At 36.9% G+C, this 15,447-nt stretch carries 12 protein-coding genes; 10 read left to right on the forward strand and 2 right to left on the reverse strand.

Annotation, left to right across the window (positions count from 1 at the left end; translation table 11 throughout):
• The first annotated feature begins 3 nt into the window (after positions 1–3).
• From HMPREF1654_RS07415 to rpsO, 10 genes are all read left to right on the forward strand, one after another.
• Complete coding sequence (locus HMPREF1654_RS07415; protein ID WP_003075908.1) at positions 4–1,836, forward strand: DUF2194 domain-containing protein; 1,833 nt, start codon at positions 4–6, stop codon at positions 1,834–1,836.
• Positions 1,837–1,850: 14 nt separating this feature from the next.
• On the forward strand, positions 1,851–3,257 hold the full coding sequence (gene pelF, locus HMPREF1654_RS07420) for a GT4 family glycosyltransferase PelF (protein WP_003075751.1): 1,407 nt from the start codon (positions 1,851–1,853) through the stop codon (positions 3,255–3,257).
• Positions 3,257–4,702, forward strand: a complete 1,446-nt coding sequence (gene pelG / locus HMPREF1654_RS07425) for an exopolysaccharide Pel transporter PelG (protein ID WP_003076142.1) — start codon at positions 3,257–3,259, stop codon at positions 4,700–4,702. Before pelF ends, pelG begins: the two co-directional genes overlap by 1 nt.
• Complete coding sequence (locus tag HMPREF1654_RS07430) at positions 4,695–6,467, forward strand: CotH kinase family protein (RefSeq protein WP_003076071.1); 1,773 nt, start codon at positions 4,695–4,697, stop codon at positions 6,465–6,467. The genes pelG and HMPREF1654_RS07430 overlap by 8 nt, the downstream gene beginning before the upstream one ends.
• Positions 6,454–7,188 (forward strand): polyphosphate polymerase domain-containing protein, encoded by a 735-nt coding sequence (locus HMPREF1654_RS07435; RefSeq protein WP_003076060.1) that lies wholly within the window; start codon positions 6,454–6,456, stop codon positions 7,186–7,188. The genes HMPREF1654_RS07430 and HMPREF1654_RS07435 overlap by 14 nt, the downstream gene beginning before the upstream one ends.
• Before the next feature lie 18 nt (positions 7,189–7,206).
• Entirely contained in the window at positions 7,207–7,878 is a 672-nt protein-coding gene (locus tag HMPREF1654_RS07440; protein WP_003076146.1) for a DUF4956 domain-containing protein, read from the forward strand.
• 13 nt (positions 7,879–7,891) lie between these two features.
• Complete coding sequence (locus tag HMPREF1654_RS07445) at positions 7,892–9,265, forward strand: DUF4832 domain-containing protein (protein ID WP_003075776.1); 1,374 nt, start codon at positions 7,892–7,894, stop codon at positions 9,263–9,265.
• Positions 9,266–9,394: 129 nt separating this feature from the next.
• The gene (locus tag HMPREF1654_RS07450) at positions 9,395–10,567 is read left to right on the forward strand and encodes an MFS transporter (RefSeq protein ID WP_003074281.1); all 1,173 of its coding nucleotides are present in this window, start codon (positions 9,395–9,397) and stop codon (positions 10,565–10,567) included.
• The gene (locus tag HMPREF1654_RS07455) at positions 10,554–11,285 is read left to right on the forward strand and encodes a pseudouridine synthase (RefSeq protein WP_003076010.1); all 732 of its coding nucleotides are present in this window, start codon (positions 10,554–10,556) and stop codon (positions 11,283–11,285) included. The genes HMPREF1654_RS07450 and HMPREF1654_RS07455 overlap by 14 nt, the downstream gene beginning before the upstream one ends.
• Before the next feature lie 129 nt (positions 11,286–11,414).
• Positions 11,415–11,684, forward strand: a complete 270-nt coding sequence (gene rpsO / locus HMPREF1654_RS07460; protein ID WP_001018251.1) for a 30S ribosomal protein S15 — start codon at positions 11,415–11,417, stop codon at positions 11,682–11,684.
• Between the two features lie 1,042 nt (positions 11,685–12,726).
• On the opposite strand, the gene HMPREF1654_RS07465 is transcribed toward rpsO, so the two are convergent.
• The gene (locus HMPREF1654_RS07465; RefSeq protein ID WP_003076155.1) at positions 12,727–13,482 is read right to left on the reverse strand and encodes a hypothetical protein; all 756 of its coding nucleotides are present in this window, start codon (positions 13,480–13,482) and stop codon (positions 12,727–12,729) included.
• A 163-nt stretch (positions 13,483–13,645) separates the two neighbouring features.
• On the reverse strand, positions 13,646–15,445 hold the full coding sequence (pepF, locus tag HMPREF1654_RS07470) for an oligoendopeptidase F (protein ID WP_003076108.1): 1,800 nt from the start codon (positions 15,443–15,445) through the stop codon (positions 13,646–13,648).
• Between the last annotated feature and the right edge of the window lie 2 nt (positions 15,446–15,447).

Here is a 15,447-nt window from a genome sequence, read left to right on the forward strand (position 1 = left end):
AGAATGAAAAAGAAAAAAAAGGTATTGGCTTATTCAAGGGAGTCCATTATAGTAGCGGTCATCTTTCTTTTATTAGCTGCAGTTTTGTGGATTCAAAAAAGCGGAGAACGTTATACGGTTTCTACAAATAACAATACATATCTAAAAGGAAATGTTCCCACTTCTAAAGCAGTTTTTGAAAGTTTAGCAAAAGAAAATCTTGTTCTTTACGATGAAAATAATGATACAAGTAGACGTGCAAAAGAGCAATTTGCACAGATTCTTAAGGACATGAAGCAGGGCTACCAATTAGTTAATGTTGCGAAAGAATCTCTTCCCAGTTTTTCAAATTATAAAAAAGTTATCGTACTTTTAAGTGATTTAGAAACTGTGGGCAAAAAAATACAGGAGATGGTTGATTGGGTTGAACAAGGGGGGAATGTTCTATTTGGAGTGACGCTAGTTAAGGACAACACTTCCGCGTCTATTGAGAAAAAATTAGGCGTGGTAAGCTCCAATTATGAGAACTCTATAGTAAATAATATTTATATTGATAAAGATTTCATGATTGGTGGTGGAAAAAGTTATCCAATTGACGGCGGTTTTGAATCAGCCTGGACAGTCTCGCTTTCATCAGATACTAAGGTTCATGCGTGGACAGACAATAAGGCTCACACTCCTCTTGTTTGGGAGAAAAAATATGGCAAAGGAAAGTTTGTTGTAGATAACTTTGGAATTTATGAAAGAGCAGTTCGCGGTATTTATGCTGCTTCTTATAGCTTATTGACGAATGCGACAGCTTATCCTGTTATCAATGGTGCTACGTTCTATTTAGACGATTTTCCTTCCCCTGTACCTGCAGGTGATGCTACCTACATTAAACGAGATTACAATACCAGTATTGCTGATTTCTATACGAATATTTGGTGGCCAGATTTATTGAAGTTATCTGAAAAGTACGGCATTAAATACACTGGTGGTGTCATTGAGAATTATGAAGATGATACATCAGGTCATGTAACTGCGCAAAAAGATATAGAACGCTTTAAGTACTTTGGAAAATCTCTTTTAGCAAATGGTGGAGAGCTTAGTTATCATGGGTATAACCACCAACCCCTTTCTCCTAAAGATACTGATTACGGAGATGAATTTCCAACTTATAAAACTTGGAAAAATAAAAAAGCAATGGAAGCTTCTATTCGTGAGTTGATGAGATTTACGAAGTCACTCTTTCCAAAGGGGGAAAAGTCCATCTACATTCCACCTTCAAATGTCCTTTCAAAAGAAGGAAGAGAAGTTTTGAGAGAGAAGTTTCCAGAAATTAAAAGTATTGCTAGTAATTATTTCCCAGGGAAATTCACCTATTCACAAGAATTTGAAGTAGCAGACGACGGCCTGATTGAACAACCGCGAATTGTTTCAGGGGGATCTTGGGATAATTATTCTAAATTAACTGTTTTTTCAGAATTAAATATGCATTATGTGTTGACTCACTTTCTTCATCCAGATGACGTAATGGATGAAGATAGAGGTGCAAAACAAGGCTGGAAAAAACTGTACAAAGATTTCACTAATGAGATTGCATGGGTTGATAAAATGGCACCTAATATTAGAGATTTGACGGGTTCTGAAATGGCAGGTGCTATTCAACGCTATGGTATTTTAAGTGTTCAACAACAGAAAACTGATAGTGGTTTGGAATTAACTCTAGGTAATTTCCATGATAATGCCTATGTGATGCTTCGTTTGAATGAAGGCAAACCAGGAAAAGTGACTGGTGGGAAATTAGAACATTTAACTGGAAATCTTTATTTAATACATGCTACTTCTGCAAAAATAGAAATTGAATTGAAGTAAAAAGAGAAGATAAAATGAGAATCTGTTTGGTTTTAGAGGGTTCCTACCCCTATGTACATGGAGATGTGTCTACTTGGATGCATCAATATATCACAGAAATGAAAGAACATGAATTTATCATTTGGGTTATTGGAGCCAATGAGGAAAAGAAAGGCATGTTCGTCTATGAATTTCCTGAGAACGTTGTAGAAGTTCATGAAGTATTTCTGGATAGCTTAACTAGCTCAAAAGTGATTGATAAAAAAAGTGAAGAATTATCTCATGAAGAGTATGATGCTTTAAAACAATTAGTTTTTTGTGCAAAACCTGAGTGGTCTCTTATTTTCGACCTCCTTCAAGAAGGAAAAGTTCAACGAGATGACTTTTTAGTGAGTGAAGAATTTTTTCAGATGATTCAAGATTTATGTGAAAAAAAATATGCTGCACAGCCTATGTCAGATATATTTCATACTATCCGATCTATGCTTTTTCCATTATTAACATTGTTGTCTAGTGAGATCCCTGTTGCAGATGCTTATCATGCTATTTCTACTGGTTATGGTGGTATTTTGGCAACATTAGCTAGTACCCGTATGAATAAGCCATTGTTGTTGACAGAACATGGAATTTATACGCGGGAGCGTGAGGAAGAAATTATTCGTGCAGATTGGATTTTACCTTCTATGCGTAAGCAGTGGATTGATTTCTTTTATATGCTATCCGATGCAATTTATTCTAAGGCAGATTGTATTACGAGTCTTTTTTCAAAAGCTCGTGAAACACAAATTGCTCTTGGTTGTGATGCGAAAAAATGTCGAGTTATTTCAAATGGTATTGATTATGAAAGCTTTTCTAATATTCCTTTTGAAAAAGATGATGATAGTTGGATTAATATTGGAGCTGCTGTCAGAATGGCTCCAATTAAAGATATTAAAACGATGATTTATGCTTTTTACGAAGTATCCTCCCAGATGCCCAATGTTCGCCTTTATATTATGGGAGGGGTGGATGATGAAGCCTATGCAGAAGAATGTTATGCTTTAGCACGTAAGTTGAAATTAGAAAATCTCTTCTTTACTGGGCGTGTAAATATCAAAGAATATCTCAAAAAAATGGACTTTATGATTTTAACGAGTATATCAGAAGGGCAACCATTGTCTATATTGGAGTCAATGGCTGCTGGAAAACCTTGTGTTACAACGGATGTTGGCTGTTGTAAAGAATTATTAGAGGGAAAGCTAGACGATACATTAGGTTCAGCTGGCTATTGTGTGCCACCAACAGACTTAATGAGCTTAGCACATGCAATGCTTGTAATGGCAAGTTCAGAAGAAAAACGCCTAACTATGGGACAAATTGCTAAAAAAAGAAGTGAGCAATTTTATCAATATCATCAAATGATTGAACAATATAGACAATTATATAAGGAGTATGTAAGATAATGGCAGGGATAGGATTCGAACTGCGAAAAGTATATAATAAAGGTGGATTCCTTTCAAAACAAAAGGCTTATGGTTATGCAGGTGTTGCATATGTGGGACCAATGCTTCTTGGGATTTTACTTATTTTGGCAGTTGTCATTCTAAGTGTGCTGGGACGACTGAGTAATACTGCACGTGATCATTTACTTGGTTTGATTTCGTATTCGATCTTAGCTTCCTTAGCGATTACCAACCTATTTTCAATGATTGTGACTCGTTATGTGGCAGATATGCTCTATGAGAAAAAATTTGAAAAAATTTTGTCTTCTTATTTTTCCTCAGGGGCAATCATGTTAGGTATGGGATTTGTGACTTATGGAATTTTCCTCTTTATTTCGGGAATTCCTCTGTTAGAAATTCTCTTAAACTTGATCTTGTTTAGTGAACTATGTATGATTTGGAATGCCGTGAATTATTTAACGGCTGTAAAAGATTATCGTAGTATTCTAAAAACCTTTGCCATAGCAATTTTGATTACTGTCGTGATTGGTTTAACAACACTCGTCTTAGCCATTCCGTATGGTTTGTTATTTAGTGTTTGTACTTCTTATGGCTTCATTCTTGTACAAATGATTCGTATTTTATATAGACATTTTCCGAAAAACTATACTACTAATTTTGAATTCTTTGTTTGGTTTGATAAATATCTAGAACTTTTCAAAGTAGGCATTTATATGTTTATTGGACTTTTTGCACATATCGTCATTAATTGGTTTGGTCCACTTAGTAAAGGAATCGGAGGACTTTTTCATACCGCTCCGGTTTATGACGTTCCTGCTATGCTCGCTTATCTAGTAACTTTGGTATCTACTGTAAACTTTGTGGTATCTGTTGAGGTGAAATTTTATCCAAAATTTAGAGAATACTATCATATGTATGATGGAGTAGGGAGTGTTAAAAAAATTAATCAAGCTGAAATTGAAATGATGAATACCTTACGGAATGAATTGAAATATTTATCATGGAAGCAGCTTTTAGCAACTTTACTAGCTATGTTTGTGGGAATTGTTCTGTTGACAGTTTTACCACTTGGCTTTAATAGTCAGATGAAAGGTTATTTTCAAACACTTTGTTTAGGCTATGGGGTTTATGCTGTAGGGAATATTAATTTATTAATGTTACTTTACTTTGTTGATTATGAAGGTGCAAAGAGATGTGCAAGGTGGTTTGCAGTGCTCTCTGCTGTTTTTAGCATTTTTACTCAGTTTATGGATACCACTTTTATTGGATACGGTTTTTTATTAGCAGGTCTTGTACTCTACCTTACGACAACTACTAGATTGAGTGAATATACAAAAGAGCTTCCTTATCGTATTTTAGGAAGTCAGGAAGTCTTTTCTCAGGAAGGAGAAGGATTCTTTACGAAATTAGTGACTATTTTGAAAGCGAGGTCAAAAGATGGATAATAAGTGGATCAAATTTTTACTGGTTTTCGGTTTGATGGCACTTGCATTTGTTTTTTTAGCTATTTCTAGTAGTGGAAACAAGACAAAACAATCAACTACAAAAAAAGTAAAAAAAGAAAAGGTAGCAAATATCAATGATCAGCACCTCAGTGATAAAGAATCTTTGTATACTCGAAAAAGGCCTGACGTGATTACCATGTATTTAACGGTAAGGCGTGGAAATACTGCTGAGAATACGAATCATTCTTGGCGAGAACTCAATCAATATTCAGCTTATGATTATGAAAAAATGGGGGTCAAGCGTTATCAGGTTGCAGGGCTTTTACAAGTAGGAAATGAAAAAGGTCCTGTAGCTGGTGAGTTTGGATTTGACGAGGAAGTTCCAAATGCGACTGTTCAAATTCGAGGCCAAAGCTCCAGTCGTTCAAAGCAAAAAAGTTATAAGATAAAACTTAAAAAAAGTAAGGGGACTTGGGAAGGGCAGCGAACGATCAATTTGAATAAGCACCCTTACGAAGCTCTTCGCTTTCGAAATAGACTGGCGTTTAAATTGATGGAAGGTATTCCGCAAATTGTTGGGCTTCGTACTCAATTTGTTCATCTGTATGTAAAAGATGAAACAGGAAATGGCTCAAAGAATTTTGAAGATTATGGTCTTTATACGCAAGTTGAACAATTAAATAAAACTGCTCTTGAAGCACATGGACTAGATAGAAGTGGTCATTTATACAAAGTAAATAATTTTGAGTTTTATAGAGAAGCAAATATTATTCGAAAGGAAAATGATCCTAGGTTTGATAAGAAAAAATTTGAATCTCGTTTGGAAGTGAAAGGCGATCATGACCATACAAAATTGATTGATATGTTGGAAAAGCTAAATGACAAGTCAATCAAAATTGAGCACCTTCTAGAAAAGTATTTTGATGCAGAGAATCTTCAATATTGGTTGGCCTTTCAAATATTGATGGGGAATACTGATAGCCAAAACCGGAATATGTTTCTGTATAGCCCCCTACATGGGAAACGTTGGTATATTTTACCATGGGACTTGGATGATTCGTTGCGTAAGGGTGAGCGAGTGCTTCGCCGATCGGATGCATTGGGTGTCAACACATGGCAATATGGTGTTAGTAACTACTGGGGAAGTGTTCTTTTTCAACGCCTCTTAAAATCAGAACGATTTAGAACAGGTTTGGAAAAGATTGTGGAAAAGTTGTATAAAAATCAGCTGAGTCCTAAAAATATTGGTGATCTGAGTAAAAATTATGCTGAGATTGTGAAACCTTACTTATCACGTATGCCTGATATGGAGCGAATGCCTATAAAAGAAGAGCAATATAATAAGATTCTAAATGCATTGCCAAGGGAGGTTGAAAAAAATTACCAAGCTTACAAGAAGAGTTTGCAGACTCCTCAACCATTTTATATTGACCAACCCAAAAATGATAACGGAAAATTAGTTCTTAAGTGGATGCCATCTTATGATTTCAATCACAGGAAAATCACTTATCATGTGGAGTTAGCTAAAGATCCTAACTTTAAAGATAAAATTCTTGACAAGAAAGGTCTAACAAAGACAAGTGTTACGACAGATCATCTTCCAAAGGGACAATATTTTATGCGCGTGATTGCGACAAATTCTGATGGTAAATCACAAGCTGCATTTGATCAATATCGTGTAGGAACTACCAGTCTTTTTGGCGTTTTGAGTTTTTATGTGACGGAAGATGGTAAAATAAAGGTTGATGTCTATGAAAGCAAATAAAAAAGAACAGTTTCGACATGAAGCTAAATACTTAATTGGTTTGAAAGAAAAAGAATTATTGACACAGCACTTTGATTCCATCTTGTCTTTGGATAAATACGCTACAAATGGTGGCTATACAATCCGTAGTCTATATTTTGAAGATTATTGGAATAGTAGTTACGAGGAAAAAGAGGCTGGCATTTTGATGCGCAAAAAATACCGCATCCGAGTGTATAATTTCAGTGAACGTAGTATCAAGCTGGAAAGAAAGAGAAAATTCGAAAATTACATCTATAAAGAAGCAGTTCCTCTAACACGCGAGGAAACAGAGAAAATTATTCAAGGAGACTATGCATTTCTTCTTCATAGTCCTCATGCCTTGTGTCGTGAGTTTTACTTTGAGTGTATGACAAATGTGATGCGACCTCGCGTTATTGTTGACTATGAGCGAGAACCTTGGGTGTATGATACAGGAACAGTTCGTTTGACGTTTGACTCCAATGTACGGGCAGCTATTGGTAGTTATGATATATTTGATGAATCGCTACCAACACTTCCTGTATTGCAACCAGGGAAGCTGGTTTTTGAAGTCAAATATACAGAATTGTTGCCACAAATTATAAAAAATATTATTCCACCGCAAGCTTCGGAGTTTCTCGCAGTATCAAAATATGTACTATGTTATGAAAAAACACGTTATTTACATGATTTTGAGTATTGGTATGATACAGATCATTAATAGAAATTGGAGAGAAGGATGAGTGTTCAAGATATTATTAAAAAATCGGTTTTGAGATCGGAAAATTTTACAACTCAAAATGCTGGGAAAATTGTTGCTACTTTGCTTTTTGCAATTGCTCTGGGAGCGTTTATCTACTTTGTCTATCAAAAGTTTTTTACAGGAGTCGTTTACTCAAGAAGTTTTGCGATGACCTTGATTGGGATGTCAATTTTAACAGCTATGGTTACTTTGGCCATTAGTTCGAATGTCGTGATTTCGCTGGGGATGGTTGGTGCGCTGTCTATTGTGCGTTACCGGACAGCAGTTAAGGATCCTATGGATTTGTTATATCTCTTTTGGTCGATTACGACGGGGATTACGATTGGGGCTGGTATGTATATACTCGCTATAGTGACTGCAGCAGTTATTTTTGGAATGTTAATTATTTTTAGTCGTATGCAACATCAAGGTAAGGTTTATATCGTAATTATTCATTATCAGGGAGATGAGACTGGTGATAAGATTATTCAATCATTTGGAAAAATTAGACATTTTGTAAAATCAAAAACTCTTCGAGGTGATACTATTGAAATGGCTGTAGAAGTGTTATGTAAAAAGGAAAACTTCACGTTTATAGAACAAATACGGGACATAAAAGGGGTTGCAGATGTAACACTTATCCAGTATAATGGAGAGTATCACGGATAAGATTGGAAATGGAATGAGTAAAAAATTGCAGCTTGGCTTGGTAGTTTTAATTATAGCAATGGCTTGTGTCTTATTTTTCATACCTACTTCTTTTAAGAAAACTAAAAAGCATATAGAGCAAACATTCAGTTATTCTGATAAGGCCTTGTCAAATCCCTTGATGGGTTATGCTCCTTCAGCGAAAGAAACAGATATCCCCAAAGATGCTCAGCTTGTTCATGTAAATGTAACATGGAAAGAATTGGAACCTCAAAAAGGAGTCTATGATTGGAAAACGATTGAGGAAAAAAATCAGTTGAATCGCTGGCGCAAAGAAGGGAAATATATTATCTTTCGCTTTATTTTGGATTATCCTAAAAGAGGAATGCATGAAGACATTCCCTCTTGGCTGATTAAAGAAATGTCTGATCCTGGAGACCGATACAATTCGTCTTATGGAAAAGGATTTTCTCCTAATTATGCTCATAAAACTCTGATCAGTTATTACGAAAAGGCTGTCGCAGCTATGGGGAAACGTTGGGCCCGAACCAAGCAATTCGCTTTTATTCAAATGGGTAGTCTTGGTCATTGGGGAGAATGGCACGTGAATGATGAGGCAAATATTCGTAAATTACCAGAAGCTGATGTTAGAGAGAAGTATATCACTCCATGGATAAAGGCTTTTCCAAAAGCAAATATTTTGATGCGTCGTCCATTTGCCACAGCCAAAAAGCATGGATTTGGTCTTTATAATGATGTGGTTGGAGATGAAGAAAGTAAAAAAGTCTGGTTAAATTGGATTCAATCGGGTGGTGATTACGATCAAGAAGAAGCTAAAAATGGCTTGGTTGCAATGCCTAAAGCCTGGGAAACAGCTCCAATTGGTGGTGAATTTACCAGTTCGATTAGTATGAAGACGTTAATGAGCCAGAAATTACCCCAGATTGTTAGGGAACTTCAAGAATCCCATACAACTTTTTTGGGGCCTAAAATTGCTGAAGTCCTAGATGGTGTCAATGATACAAGCTATAACGAGATCTTAAAAAATATGGGTTATCGTTTATTTGTACCAAATATGAAACTAATTTCGAGCAAGAAGTCCACTAAGCTTACACTGTCAGTTACAAACAAAGGGGTTGCCCCTCTTTATCGTAATTGGACTATGAAAGTTTACGTTTTGAATAAGTTGGGCGCGATTATTGAAAGTAAAACCATACCGATTGATCTAACCAAACTTTTGCCGAATCAAGAACAAAAGGCTCAAGCGTCTCTTTCAACTGCTAATATTACTGGAAAAGGCTATAAAATTGCTTTAGGAATTATTTCTCCACTTACTCAAAAGCCGGCTGTTTGTTTTGCTAATAAAGGACAAGAAAATAAAAAAATGTTAACTTTATATGAGGACTAAAGCTACTGAAATCAATGTTGTATCTTATGTGCAGCCTTGATTTCTTTTTTGTTTTCATACGTTGCTAGATTGCGTCTTTTCGTAAAAAACTGTATGATAGTGATAGTGTGATTTTAGAAAGAAGATAAGATGAAAAGATTTATGGAAAAAGCTAGCATTTTGGCTTTATCATTGGTTTTAACAACAGCATTTTCAATTTCTAGTAGCTTGCCGGCTATGTTCCAGTATTATAAGAATTACTCTTCTAGCCAAGTAGAATTATTAGTCTCCTTACCGTCCATTGGAATTATGTCTTTGTTGATGTTTAATAGTGTTTTGGAACGCTTTGTATCTGAGCGATTCATGATTATACTAGGGCTAATTCTGTATTCTATTTGTGGTCTTATCCCATTTTTCAATCAATCTTATAATCTCGTTTTTGCTTCGCGCTTTGTATTTGGGTTAGGTTTAGGTATGATGAATCCTCGAGCAATTGCCATTATTAGTGAGCGCTTTCAAGGGAGAGAGCGTGTGCAAATGTTGGGGTATCGGGGATCGGCAGAAGTTGTTGGAACGGCCTTATTGACGTTGATAGTTGGGCAGCTTTTACGCTTCAATTGGACAACAACATTTTGGGTTTATGCAATTGGCTTTATCGTTCTAGCACTGTATCTTATGTTTGTTCCTTATGAAAAGAATGAATCCGATAAGCATAAACATCTCAAATCTGTTCGTAAAATGACTAGAAAACAAATACATTTGAGTATCTTTTTAGCTTTCATAGCTGGTATGATTGTTTGTGCTAATGTCGCTATCACTTTACGGATCCCTAGTCTAGTCTTACAGGCAGAGATTGGAAACGCTGAAACAGCCAGCTGGATTCTTAGCTGTATGCAACTAGTGGGAATTTTGGCTGGTGTTAGCTTTGCTAGCTTAGTGAACGCGCTGAAAAATCGCTTGTTGACGATAACAGGAATAGTTTTTGGTCTAAGCCAAATAATGATTGGCTTGTCAAGTCAGATTTATTTCTTAAGTTTGAGTGCTCTTTTGGCTGGTTTTGCTTATAGCATATCTCTAACTGCGGTCTTTCATATTATATCTGAGAAAATTCCTGCTTATTTGGTAAATCGTGCAACAGCAATTGTCGTTTTGGGTTGCAGTAGCGGTGCTTCGGTATCAACATTCGTCTTATCTTTGATTGGAATCATTTCTTCTACTCCAACTTTTATTTTTAGTGTGCTAGGTGTTCTCATGATGGGAATTTCAACTTTAGCTGCTATTGTCACTAATCAAGAAGATGGAGAAAAAGATGCGATTAGATAAGTGTTTAGTAGAAATGGGGCTTGGTTCACGAACAGAAGTCAAGCAACTTTTAAAGAAGCAACAAGTTTTGGTCAACGGGAAGGTTGTCACATCAGCGAAAGTACAAGTAGATGAATATCAAGATGAAATTTCAGTCAATAATCGAGTATTGGACTATGAAAAATTTGTCTATTATCTTTTAAATAAGCCGAAAGGTGTCATTTCAGCTACTGAAGATTCTAACCATCAAACAGTTTTGGATTTGTTAGATGAAAGTGCACGCCAGAAAGAAGTTTTTCCAGTTGGACGACTTGATATTGATACTCACGGACTTTTGTTATTAACCAATAATGGTGCTTTGGCACATGCGATGTTGTCCCCTAAAAAACATGTAGCAAAAGTTTACCGTGCAAAAGTAGATGGCATCATGACAGAAAAAGATAGGACACGCTTTGAAGCAGGGATAAAGCTTAAGGATTTTACCTGTAAACCTGCGCAATTGACTATATTGGAAACAAACGAAGAACAGGGAACTTCTCTGGTGGAGATTACAATTTCTGAAGGAAAATTTCATCAAGTGAAGCGAATGGTTGCAGCTTGTGGTAAAAAAGTAGCAGACTTAGAGCGCCTTGCTATGGGACCATTAACTTTGGATAAAGAGTTGGCAACAGGAACTTTTCGTCGTTTGACACAGGAAGAAATAAAAAGTCTCAAACGATTTGGCGTAGAACTCTTATAATTTGTATCAGTTGACAAAAACTTTCCTTCTTGGTAAAATAAGAATGTCGTAGAGACAAATAACTTCTTCTTGGTTGCAGGCCATGCCAAACCTGTCACTCGGATGAAGCGTAAAGAAAAGGAGCTTATCATGGCAATCTCAAAAGAGAAAAAAAATGAAATCATTGCACAATATGCACGTCACGAAGGTGACACTGGTTCAGTAGAGGTACAAGTAGCTGTCCTTACTTGGGAAATTAACCACCTTAACGAACACATCAAACAACACAAAAAAGACCACGCTACTTACCGTGGTTTGATGAAGAAAATTGGTCGCCGTCGTAACTTGCTTGCATACTTGCGTAAAAACGACGTTAACCGTTACCGTGAGTTGATCAACTCTCTAGGACTTCGTCGTTAATCTGCTTTATTTTCCACTTACATTGCGTTGTCACCTTACCTCGATATACTCAAGTATAATCTTCGGTTACGGTTCCTAGTACTGTAAGGTAAAATAAACCAGATCTTCTCCCTTCGGGGAGATTTTTTTGTTTCACTAAAATTTTTGTACAATCTTCGGCTTGTCTATAAATGTTTTATCCAGCAAGAATCATGATGGTAAGGGCGCCAAAAATCCGTATGGAAATAGGGAAACGATACAGTGTTCGATGAACACAAGGAGTTTCATCTTTTCTACTAGGATTTTAGCCCGAGCTCAAATCAGCTCTCTGACCTCAGAGGGCTTTTTGTTGTTATCAGCATGCTTAGGCCCTTAGGCCGTGTTCAATTGAGCATATCTTGAAAATGAGGCTACTCTAAATTGGGTAGCCTTTTTGTTTTGTATGGATTTTAGCCCAAGCTCAAATTAGCTCTCTGATTTCAGAGAGTTTTTATTTTGTGACTTTTTAATCCGTCTCGCTCCGTAAGATGCGAGACAAATAAACCACTTGCTATGCGGGTGCACAATGTTGGTTGTACCAAAAACCTCCAAATGCGATACAATAAAGATATTCAGGATTACGATAAAGTGAAAGGGGAAAATATGCCGTAAAAAGGTATATAGTTTATTTTATACAAAATAAAAGGGAGTGAGACAGAACCCATTTTGAAAAAAATCTAGTCCGTTGTCTTACTCCTACGAGGATGATTAGGCGCTCTCCGAGCTTGAAAAGCAATAGACTTGAGGATTTGCTTTGTAAAATCCACCAATTCAAAGTCGTGTTTTTTACACATCCTTACGGATGTTTTATTTCCGACAACCAATAATTCAGTAGACTATTGGAGTGGTCAGCTGTAGCATTGTTAATTTATTAAACTATCTCCTTTGAAGCTAGAAACTTTCGTCCCAGTCTCCAACCATGTGTGCTTGTAAACTACCTGTTTGATGGGAATTATGATGGAAAATAATGTTGCTTTTTACAAGATTTCATTTCTTTTTTTAATATATTTAGTAGAGATGTATTTTACCAAGGTAATCCCGCTTCTGCAATTTCCTTTTTTGAAGCATATTGACCATTTGAGCGATGCCATCTGCCCCTTTTATCTCTAAAATAGCCACCAGCAGATACAGTTTCTTGTTGTTGGGGTGCTGTTTGTCTCTCTGACTCTTGTCGAGCCTGCTCAGCTCGTTGCTGAATTGCATTTTGTACAAGATTAATTCGATGCTGAAGAGCTCCTCTTTTACTTGGATCGGCAATTTGTTCAACGGCAGCTTGAGCTGGAGCAATATTCTCAGTTACTTGATTATTCTCAAGTTGTTTAACAGCCTGTTCGCCCTGCTGGATGATGCGCTGAATTTCAGCTTCTTTTTGAACCTGTTCTTCTCTAGCTTTTCTCTCTTTCTTTTCTTTTTCTAGTTTTTCTTCATTCTCTTTTTCTCTACTAGAATCAGACTTCGAAGAAGAACTGTTTGCTTTTGAAGAGTTTGAAGATGAAGTTCTAGATGTAGATGGAACTACTTGGGTTTGACTTTGTTGACTTTCAGAGGATTCAGAATTGAGTTTACCTACTGTATAGATTCCTAGTATTCCTATTATCGCTGAAGCAATTGCTATATTTCTTTTGAAAACACTTGGATTTCGCTTGGCGAAATACCAAATACCAAAAACACCACCTAGAAACATTGCTGGCATTGTAATTGGGGCTAATAAGATGATTAGAACAACAGTCATGATAGCAAGAATGATGTTGAGCTTTGAATTATTTTTCCACTTTTTCATATTTCCCTTACATATATTGGTTTGCGAAAATATCATATCATAAATTGGTATCGTTTTCAATAACTAGGAAGTGAAATTTTTCAAATTGCAACAAACTTAAAAATTTTGTTTTAAAGCACTTAATATAAAAGAACTTCAAATTAAAATTTGAAGTATGGACAATCTACTCTCCTAATTCCTTGCTGTAGGTAATAATCTGATCAACCGTATCAGACAAGAACTGAATTGTGTCGCGGAGTGGTTTGTCTGTGGAGATGTCGGCTCCGATGATACGAGCAGTCTCAAGTGGCGTTTTACTTCCACCAGATTTGAGGAAGTTGAGCCAATCGCGAGCGCCATTTTTGTCATTTTTCAAATGAAGATAGCCGGTAGTAGAGATGACAAGTCCAGCAGAGTAGGTATAACTGTATAGTCCCATATAATAGTGACTTTGCCGCATCCAAGTGAGCGCAGCATCATCGTCGATTTCGACTGCATCCCCCCAAAACTCGGTAAGAACTTCTTTCATAATACTGTTAAGCTTTGTTGCTCCAAAAGTTTCGCCTGCTTCAACGAGATTATAAACCCGGCGTTGGAAGGCTGCTTCCAAGAGATGGGTGATAAAGTTATGGAAGTAAGTGTCCGTTAGACGGTGAGCGAGTGCAAATCGCTTTTGACGTGGATTGTCAAATTGATGTTCCAAATAGTCGCTAAGTAAGAGTTCGTTGAAGGTAGAAGGAGCTTCTACGTAATAGGTCGACATGTGGGTATTGAAATAGCTTTGACTATTGTCAGAGAAGATGAACTGACCAGAGTGACCAATTTCATGAATCAGAGTATACACATCACTCATACGACCTGTCCAGCTCATAAGAACATAAGGATGCACGCGATAAGGATCAGTGGCATAGCCGCCAGAGTCCTTGCCAGCATTCGCTGCAAAATCCACCCAGCGCTCTTTTTGGTAATTGGCAATTTCGCGTGTATATTCTTCTCCGAGTGGAGCAACGGATTTCATCACTAAGTCATAAGCGTCTTCAATAGTGACATCAGGATTGAGTGCACTATCCAAGTCCAACTTCCAGTCTGCAAAGGTCATTTTTTCGAGGCCATTGATCTTGGCGACATGTTTAAGGAACTTTTGTGCAACAGGTGCAAATTCAGTCATGATGAGGTCAATTTGCCGATCGAACATAGAGCGATCTACCTCTTGCTCAGCCAAAAGGTAGTCAAAGACAGAGTCATAGCCTTTTATATCTGCTAAAAGCTTTTCAGATTTGACCTGAGCTAGATAGGCAGCAGCAGCGGTATTTTGGTGCTGACGAAGGCCTTCTGAGAAAGAGCGGAAAGCTTTTTCACGGATTTGAGCATTTTCGTGGTTTTGATAGAAATTTTCATAGGTAACAAAGCTGTTTTTATAAACTTTGCCGTTTACTTCGAAGTCAGCCATGGCAAAGTCGCCAGCCCGCATCTTAGTGTAAATATCCTGTGGGCTGTAAAAGACTTCACTAAGATTTGTCATAGTCTTTTCGACATCAGCCCCTAAGTAGTGAACTTTTTGGATTTTTGCTTGGCGAATTGCGGCAGTCAAATGTGGTAGTTGTTCGAGACGATTAAGAATTTCTTCGTCAGCATTGACTAAGGCTGCATTAAAGAAGCTGAGAGCAACACTAGCTTCTGTTTCGAAATCTGTACCAGCTTGAGCAATCTGGGCAAAACTTTCATCGCTATAGTCTGTTGTTTGTGGCATAAAACTGTAGTTGCCAATATGGCTTCTTTCAATATAAATTTGTTCCAATTCGGTAAAGGCTTTTTCAAAATCCTCAAAAGTATGGAGGTTGTCCTTATAATCCCGTATGAACTGGTTAATGTCTTCACGAGTTTTTTCAATCGCCCGTAGGAAATCTTCACGGTCTTGATAGAGAGCTGTTAAGTCCCACAGTTCCTTTTCTGGAAATTCAGAACGTTGTTTTTGTTCAACCATAT

It is taken from the genome of Streptococcus intermedius SK54 = ATCC 27335, assembly GCF_000413475.1.
GTDB classification, from domain to species: Bacteria; Bacillota; Bacilli; order Lactobacillales; family Streptococcaceae; genus Streptococcus; species Streptococcus intermedius.

What these genes read in the sequence shown, in the direction of transcription:
- HMPREF1654_RS07415 (WP_003075908.1), top strand. Translation starts at nt 4, where the DNA reads ATGAAAAAGAAAAAAAAGGTATTGGCTTATTCAAGGGAGTCCATTATA.
- pelF (WP_003075751.1), top strand. Translation starts at nt 1,851, where the DNA reads ATGAGAATCTGTTTGGTTTTAGAGGGTTCCTACCCCTATGTACATGGA.
- pelG (WP_003076142.1), top strand. Translation starts at nt 3,257, where the DNA reads ATGGCAGGGATAGGATTCGAACTGCGAAAAGTATATAATAAAGGTGGA.
- HMPREF1654_RS07430 (WP_003076071.1), top strand. Translation starts at nt 4,695, where the DNA reads ATGGATAATAAGTGGATCAAATTTTTACTGGTTTTCGGTTTGATGGCA.
- HMPREF1654_RS07435 (WP_003076060.1), top strand. Translation starts at nt 6,454, where the DNA reads ATGAAAGCAAATAAAAAAGAACAGTTTCGACATGAAGCTAAATACTTA.
- HMPREF1654_RS07440 (WP_003076146.1), top strand. Translation starts at nt 7,207, where the DNA reads ATGAGTGTTCAAGATATTATTAAAAAATCGGTTTTGAGATCGGAAAAT.
- HMPREF1654_RS07445 (WP_003075776.1), top strand. Translation starts at nt 7,892, where the DNA reads ATGAGTAAAAAATTGCAGCTTGGCTTGGTAGTTTTAATTATAGCAATG.
- HMPREF1654_RS07450 (WP_003074281.1), top strand. Translation starts at nt 9,395, where the DNA reads ATGAAAAGATTTATGGAAAAAGCTAGCATTTTGGCTTTATCATTGGTT.
- HMPREF1654_RS07455 (WP_003076010.1), top strand. Translation starts at nt 10,554, where the DNA reads ATGCGATTAGATAAGTGTTTAGTAGAAATGGGGCTTGGTTCACGAACA.
- rpsO (WP_001018251.1), top strand. Translation starts at nt 11,415, where the DNA reads ATGGCAATCTCAAAAGAGAAAAAAAATGAAATCATTGCACAATATGCA.
- HMPREF1654_RS07465 (WP_003076155.1), bottom strand. Translation starts at nt 13,482, where the DNA reads ATGAAAAAGTGGAAAAATAATTCAAAGCTCAACATCATTCTTGCTATC.
- pepF (WP_003076108.1), bottom strand. Translation starts at nt 15,445, where the DNA reads ATGGTTGAACAAAAACAACGTTCTGAATTTCCAGAAAAGGAACTGTGG.